Genomic DNA, 6,653 nt, shown 5'->3' with positions numbered 1-6,653 from the left:
GGCTGCCCGCCGTGCGCCGCGGCCGCGGTGGCGGCGACGCCCCGCCGGCTACCCGGGCGGGGTCAGCCCGGGTAGCCGAACGAGGCGGCCGGGTGCCCCTGCAGCGCGATCTCACGCCACTGGTTGCCCTGCAGCCGGAAGATCCGGTGGTCGCTGGAGTACGCGATGACGGGCGGCACGCTCTCGCCGGCCCGGCTCTCCGACGCGGACACGGTGGTCATCGACTCGCCGCCCTGCAGCGGGGAGTCGGCGGCCTGCGAGCCGTCGGTGCCTACGTAGTTCAGTAGCTGCAGCTTGCCCTGCTCCTTGCCGAGCACCAGCAGCTGGTCGGTGTCCGCCCAGGACACCGAGGCGACGTCGGTCAGCAGCGGCGCGACCGGCCGCAGCCCGGTGACCCGCACCCGCGGCGAGCCGGCCGTGCCCTCGTGCACCACCAGGCCGATCTGCAGCGAGCGCCGGCCGGCGCCGTCCTTCAGCACCAGGGCGATCCGGGTGCCGTCGGAGGAGATCCGCGCGTCCTGGACGGTGCGGTCGGCGAGGCCGTCGACCTGGGCGGCGACGGACTTGCGTCCGCGCACCATGTACAGCTGCGGCGCGGCCGGGTCGCGGTCGACCACCCAGAGGTTCTGCCGGCCGTCCCAGCTGGGCGAGGCCAGGCCCTGGCCGGGCTGGATTCCGCGGCTGCTGACCACCGCGCCGCCGAGCTGGTCGCCGTCGCCGAAGCCGGTGACGAACAGCGAGCGGCCGTCGGCGCCGATCGCGGCGGCGCCGGAGCCGTCGCGGCGGACGGCGACCTCGCCGATCCTCGGCTGGCCCTGCTGCGCGGCCTGGCCGAGCGGCCCGGCGACCGGCCGGCCCGGCCCGTCGCCCTGGAGCAGCAGCACCTGCCCGGTGTCGAGCTGGTAGTACGGCGAGGCCCCGGCGGAGCCGGCCAGGCGGCCGGGGGCGGAGTCGGCGGCCTCGGCGGCCGTCACCGAGCAGCCGCCCTTGCCGCCGGACAGGTCGACCCGGTCCAGCTGGGCCTTGCCCTGCTGGTCGGCGAGGGTGTGGAAGAGCTGGGTGGCCATCTGCTTGCAGGTGCTCTGCCGGCCGCCGAAGTCGGCGACGTCGACCCGCACCGCGGCGGCCCGGTTGTCGTTGACGGACACCGCGCCCTCGATGTGCACGCCCTCGAAGGCCGAGTAGACGGCCGGGGCGAGCCACTGCGAGGGGCCGGCCGCGAGCGCCTTGGCGGCGGCGGTCAGCGGGTCGGTGCGGCGGCGCAGGTAGATCGGGTCCGGCACCATCACGGGCGGCGTGGCACCGTCCGCCGAGGGGTCGGAGGAGACGTAGAAGTACCGGTGGACGGCCCGGTAGGAGTTGCGGAAGTTCGTCTGGTCGACGATCAGGCCGTCCGGCAGCCGGTCGATCCGCCACTCGCCCTTGTCCGGGCCCTCGGTCTCCTTCACGAAGGTGAACTGCTGCCGGTACGCCTCGTCGGTGACCACCCGGTAGGAGTGGTCCTCGTCGAGTTCGGCGACCTTGCTGCCGCTCACCGTGATGGTGGTGGTCTCCGCGGCGGCCACCGTCTGGTCGCGGTGCGGGGTGGCGGCGAGCACGGCGACGCCGGCCTGCGGGTTCCAGCGCTTGCCGGCCGAGGCGGTCAGGTACTTGAGCGCCGTCTCGTAGTCCTTGGCCTCGTCGGCGCCGGACGCGGCCAGGAAGCCGGCCAGCAGGTCTCGCGGGTCCTCGCCCTTGTGCGGCGGCACCGGGAAGACCCGGACCTGGAGGTTCTCCGCGCCGGAGCCCTGCGGGATCTCGACCCGCTCGGGCGGGCCGTCCGACGGCATCGCGGCGCAGCCCGCGGCGAGCAGCACCGCGAGGGCGGCGCAGACGGCCCTGGCGGAGCGCAGGTCAGCCCTCACGCTGGTCGTCGTCCTTCGCACGCTGCGGCCTCCGGGTGTCGGCGTTGTCCGGGCCTTCCTGGGGCGGGAGCGCCGGACGTCCGGGCCCGCGGTCGACGACGACCTGGGCCCCGGTGGCACCGTATCCCGCGGCCACGGTGCGGACGTCCGAGGGGTCGGCGACGGGGGCGGCCTGCGGCCGGCCCAGCCCGGGGCCGAGCGAGAGCACGCCGCCGAGGCCGCTGCCGAAGCCGGCCTGGCCGCCCTCGGGGGTCTCCGGACCGTCCTGGTCGGCGGCTTCGGTCGCGGTGACCGCGGTCGCGCCGCCGGGGCGGACGGCCCGCCGGTAGGGCGCGCCGGGCGAGGCGAGGCCGCGGTTGTGCCGGGAGTCCTCGGGCTCCAGCCGGAACGGCGCCCGGCTGATGTCGCCGCCGCGGGTGCGCGGCAGGGTGAGGCGGAAGTGCGAGCCGCCGCCCGGTTCGCCCCAGGCCTGCAGCCAGCCGCCGTGCAGGTGGGCGTCCTCGACGGCGATGGACAGGCCGAGGCCGGTGCCGCCGGTGGTGCGCACCCGGGACGGGTCGGCGCGCCAGAACCGGTGGAACACCCGGGAGGCCTCGCCGGGCTTGAGGCCGATGCCGTAGTCGCGGACGCCGACGGCGACCGCGCCCTCGCCGGTGCCGAGCCGGACGACGACGTCGCGGCCCTCACCGTGCTCCAGCGCGTTGACCACCAGGTTGCGCAGGATGCGCTCGATCCGGCGGGAGTCGACCTCGGCGACGACGGGCTTCTCGGCGCCGCGGACGATCACCGCGCTGCCCTTGGCCTGGGCGAGCGGGTCGGCCGCCTCGACCACCCGGGTCACGATCTCGCGCAGGTCGACCGGCTCGGCGTCCAGGATCGCGGCGCCGGCGTCGAAGCGGCTGATCTCCAGGAGGTCGGCGAGCAGCGACTCGAAGCGGTCCAGCTGGTCCTGCAGCAGTTCGGCGGAGCGGGCGGCCATCGGGTCGAGGTCGTCGCGGCTGTCGTAGATGAGGTCGGCGGCCATCCGCACGGTGGTGAGCGGGGTGCGCAGCTCGTGCGAGACGTCGGAGACGAAGCGGCGCTGGACCCGGGAGAGCTCCTCCAGCTGCCGGATCTGCGCCTGCAGGGCGTTGGCCATCCGGTTGAAGGACTCGCCGAGGCGGGCGATGTCGTCCGTGCCGGTGACCTTCATCCGCTCCTCCAGGTGGCCCGCGGCGAGCCTGGCGGAGATCCCGGCGGCCATCCGGACGGGCGTCACGACCTGGCGGACGACCAGCCAGGCGATGCCGCCGAGCAGGATGACCACGAAGACGCCGGCGGTCGCCAGGGTGCCGGTGACCAGGCCGAGGGTCTTGGTCTCCTGGCCGAAGGAGAAGACGTAGTAGAGCTGGTACGGGGTGCCGTCGGGGCCGGTGAACTGCTTGCCGATGACGAGCCCGGGCTCGTTGTACGAGGGGCTGCCGTCGTCGGTGGAGCGCTGGATCTCGGTGGTCTGCTGGTGCGGGGTGCCGGGCTCCGCGGCGACCTCGTCGCGCAGGTCCTGGCTGATCGAGTCCGGGACGATGTTGCCGGAGTACCAGGCGCCGCGCAGGGCGGCGCTGGGGGCGCTCTCCTGCTGGCCGGTGGAGGGCACCAGGGCGATCACCGAGTAGACGCCGGTGCCGCCGCTGGCGAGGTCGGAGACCTGCTTGATCAGCCAGGTGCCGACCTCGTCCCGCGAGGGGTCGCTGCCGGTGCTGCCGGCCTTGGCCTGCAGGTTGATGGCCTCGTTGATCTTGTCCTGCTCGATCTGGAAGCCGCCGAGCGCCTGGCCCTGGGCCGCGTGCTTCTTGGTGTCCAGCAGGCCGGTGCGCACCTGGGCGACCACGACCACGCCGAGCACCAGCACGACGACGACGGAGAGCAGCAGCGTGGCGGCGACCACGCGCAGCTGGATGGAGCGGCGGTACAGCGCCGTCAGGCGCCGCACCGGCCGCCGGAACTGACGGATCACCTGGGCGAAGAAGGCGGCCGGGCCGCGGCGGCGCCGCCGGCCCTCCGTGGTCGAACTCAGCACGCTTCCGCGCACAGCAGCCTCCCCGCCGGCATCGGTGCCCGACGGGGAGTCGTCAGCCTGGTACTGCACCACTTAGCTGGGCCCCGCCTTGTAGCCGACGCCACGCACGGTGACCACGATCTCCGGACGCTCCGGGTCCTTCTCGATCTTGGACCGCAGCCGCTGGACGTGCACGTTCACCAGCCGGGTGTCCGCGGCGTGCCGGTAGCCCCAGACCTGCTCCAGCAGCACCTCGCGGGTGAACACCTGCCAGGGCTTGCGGGCTAGCGCGACCAGCAGGTCGAACTCCAGCGGGGTCAGCGGGATGCCGCGGCCCTCGCGCTTGACCGAGTGGCCGGCCACGTCGATGACGAGGTCGCCGATGGTCAGCTGCTCGGGGGTGGGCTCCTCGGCGCGGCGCAGCCGCGCGCGCACCCGGGCCACCAGCTCCTTGGGCTTGAACGGCTTGGTGACGTAGTCGTCGGCGCCGGACTCCAGGCCGACCACGATGTCCACCGTGTCCGTCTTCGCCGTCAGCATCACGATCGGGATGCCGGACTCGGAGCGGATCTGGCGGCAGACGTCGATGCCGTCCCGGCCTGGCAGCATCAGGTCGAGCAGCACGAGGTCGGGCTTGGTCTCCCGGAACGCGGCTAGCGCCTTGTCCCCGTCGGCGACGAAAAACGGTTCAAAACCTTCACCACGCAGCACGATGCCGAGCATCTCGGCCAGTGCGGTGTCGTCATCGACGACGAGAACGCGTCCCTTCATGACTCCATCTTCTCATTACCCGATTGTGACCTGCCCCACAGCCCGGTCCGGGGCCCTCCCCGGGTGCTCCCGCGGCCCGGCGGGGCACCGCCGGACGGCGGGCCGGGGCCGTGCGCACCGACCGTTGTCGATCAGCAACGGGATACCCCTGGGGCCGTTGCCGCCACCATGGCACGATGGGCGGCGCAGCAGCGGAATCCGGCCGTACGCCGTACCCGGTCCGACCGACCCGGACGTCCGGGCCCGGGGCCACGAAGCCCGCGGACCGTAGGACAAGGAGCCTTGATGACCGACACCCCGGGCTGGGCATCGCCCGGTTCGCCCGAACCGCCCCGTGACGACGTCCGGCCGCCGGCCGGTCCACCGTCCGGCGCCGTCGGCGACGCCGCGGGCGGTCCCGGTCCGTACGGCGGAGCGTACGGCAGCATTCCCCACCAGGGCCAGAGCGGTGACGCACCCGGTCCGGGCCACTACGGCGCCGCTCCCGGCGGCCCGGGCCCGTACGGCGGCGCACCGGGCCCCTACGGCGGCGGCCCGGGCCAGTACGGCGGCTGGGGCGCCCCGCTGAGCCCCAAGCCCGGCGTCGTCCCGCTGCGTCCGCTCGGCGTCGGCGAGATCCTCGACGGCGCGGTCACCACGGTGCGCAGGCACTGGCGCACCGCCCTCGGCCTCTCGCTCGGGCTGGCCGCCCTGCAGCAGCTGCTGTCGGCCCTCGGCCAGTTCTGGGCCTACGAGCAGCCCGGCGACCTCACCGAGGTCGTGGCGCTGCTCGCCCCGGTGCCGCTGGAGGTGCTGGTCGGCGTCGTCGCGATCGGCATGCTGACCATGGTGGTGAGCAAGGCCGTGCTGGGGCAGCCGGTGACCCTGCGGGAGGCCTGGCAGACCGCCCGGCCGCGGCTCGCGGCACTGACCGGCCTCACCCTGCTGACCGGGCTGATCGCCGCCGCACCGTTCGTCCCGGGCTTCGCACTGCTGGTGGCGGGGATCGTCGACGACGTCAACGAACCGCTGCTCGGGCTCGGCCTGATCCTGCTGCTGGCGGCCCTGCCGCTGGCGCTCTGGCTGACGATCGGGCTCAGCCTCGCCGCGCCCGCGCTCGTCCTGGAGCGGCAGGGCGTGCTCGCCGCGATGTCCCGCTCCCGGCGGCTGGTGCGCGGCTCGTGGTGGCGGCTCTTCGGCATCAACGTGCTCACCCGGGTGCTGATGTTCATCGCCTCCAGCATGATCCTCACGCCGTTCTCGATCGCCGCGATGCTGGTCTCCGGCGACTTCGTCGGCAACGCCGACAACCCGATGTCGGTCGCGCTGCCGCCGCTCGGCCTGCTGATCGTCGCGATCGGCGGCACCATCGTCGCGACCTTCACCATCCCGCTCGGCGCGGCCGTCAACGTGCTGCTCTACATCGACCAGCGGATCCGCCGCGAGGCCCTGGACATCGAGCTGGCCCGCGCCGCCGGCCTGCCCGAGTACGGCTCGGCGGGCTGGTCCGGGCAGCCGACTCCCCCCGGGGTCTGAGCCGATGCCGTACTGGGGGGTGGGGGGCGCGCCCGTGCGCGTCCTCGCGGACGGCGCTCCGGTCACCGTGCCGCGCGGGCCGGCCCGGGACGCCGCCCGCGACGAGCTGCTGAACCCGGCCTACCACCGGCACGACCCGAGCCTGGTGCAGCGCGCCGAGGCCTGGCTGGACGAGCAGATCGGCCGGCTGTTCGGGAAGGTCGGCGAGTCCGTGGCGGGCAGCGGGACCGGCGTCGTGCTGGCCCTGCTGCTGGTCGCCGTCGTGGTCGCCGCCGTCTGGTGGCGGCTCGGCGCGCCGCGCCGCGAGGCCCGCACCGGCGCGGCACTGTTCGCGCTGAGCACCTCGAAGACGGCCGGGTCGAGGATGTAACGGCCGATCACCGCGTAGTTGGACGGGGCGTCCTCGGTGTCCGGCTTCTCGACCAGGT

General features: G+C 74.4%; 5 protein-coding genes and 1 pseudogene. 2 read left to right on the top strand and 4 right to left on the bottom strand.

Annotated features, from left to right (window positions below; all coding sequences use genetic code 11):
- Positions 1-62: 62 nt before the first annotated feature.
- The 3 genes from ABZ641_RS22095 to mtrA all read right to left on the bottom strand — a co-directional run bounded on the left by ABZ641_RS22095 (position 63) and on the right by mtrA (position 4,710).
- The gene (locus ABZ641_RS22095; protein ID WP_344623393.1) at positions 63-1,904 is read right to left on the bottom strand and encodes an LpqB family beta-propeller domain-containing protein; all 1,842 of its coding nucleotides are present in this window, start codon (positions 1,902-1,904) and stop codon (positions 63-65) included.
- Positions 1,894-3,897, bottom strand: a complete 2,004-nt coding sequence (mtrB, locus tag ABZ641_RS22090) for an MtrAB system histidine kinase MtrB (protein WP_344623457.1) — start codon at positions 3,895-3,897, stop codon at positions 1,894-1,896. Before mtrB ends, ABZ641_RS22095 begins: the two co-directional genes overlap by 11 nt.
- A gap of 135 nt (positions 3,898-4,032) precedes the next feature.
- Positions 4,033-4,710 carry an MtrAB system response regulator MtrA gene (gene mtrA / locus ABZ641_RS22085; RefSeq protein WP_344623392.1) on the bottom strand — a complete coding sequence of 226 codons (678 nt, stop codon included), beginning with the start codon at positions 4,708-4,710 and terminating at the stop codon, positions 4,033-4,035.
- 285 nt (positions 4,711-4,995) lie between these two features.
- Here mtrA and ABZ641_RS22080 point away from each other — a divergent pair, with 285 nt between their 5' ends.
- Both ABZ641_RS22080 and ABZ641_RS22075 read left to right on the top strand, forming a co-directional pair.
- A complete protein-coding gene (locus ABZ641_RS22080) occupies positions 4,996-6,225 on the top strand; it encodes a hypothetical protein (RefSeq protein WP_344623391.1) in 1,230 nt (409 codons plus the stop codon).
- A 34-nt stretch (positions 6,226-6,259) separates the two neighbouring features.
- Positions 6,260-6,595 (top strand): hypothetical protein, encoded by a 336-nt coding sequence (locus ABZ641_RS22075; protein ID WP_359984172.1) that lies wholly within the window; start codon positions 6,260-6,262, stop codon positions 6,593-6,595.
- Here ABZ641_RS22075 and ABZ641_RS22070 read toward each other — a convergent pair.
- Positions 6,562-6,653: pseudogene (locus tag ABZ641_RS22070) on the bottom strand (sugar phosphate nucleotidyltransferase); the annotation flags it as partial. The gene ABZ641_RS22075 and the pseudogene ABZ641_RS22070 sit on opposite strands and share 34 nt — an antisense overlap.

This window comes from Kitasatospora sp. NPDC007106, from assembly GCF_040634455.1.
GTDB lineage: Bacteria > Actinomycetota > Actinomycetes > Streptomycetales > Streptomycetaceae > Kitasatospora > Kitasatospora arboriphila.
The sequence above is the reverse complement of the archived record's forward strand: the minus strand, read 5'-3'. Positions and strand labels throughout refer to the sequence as shown.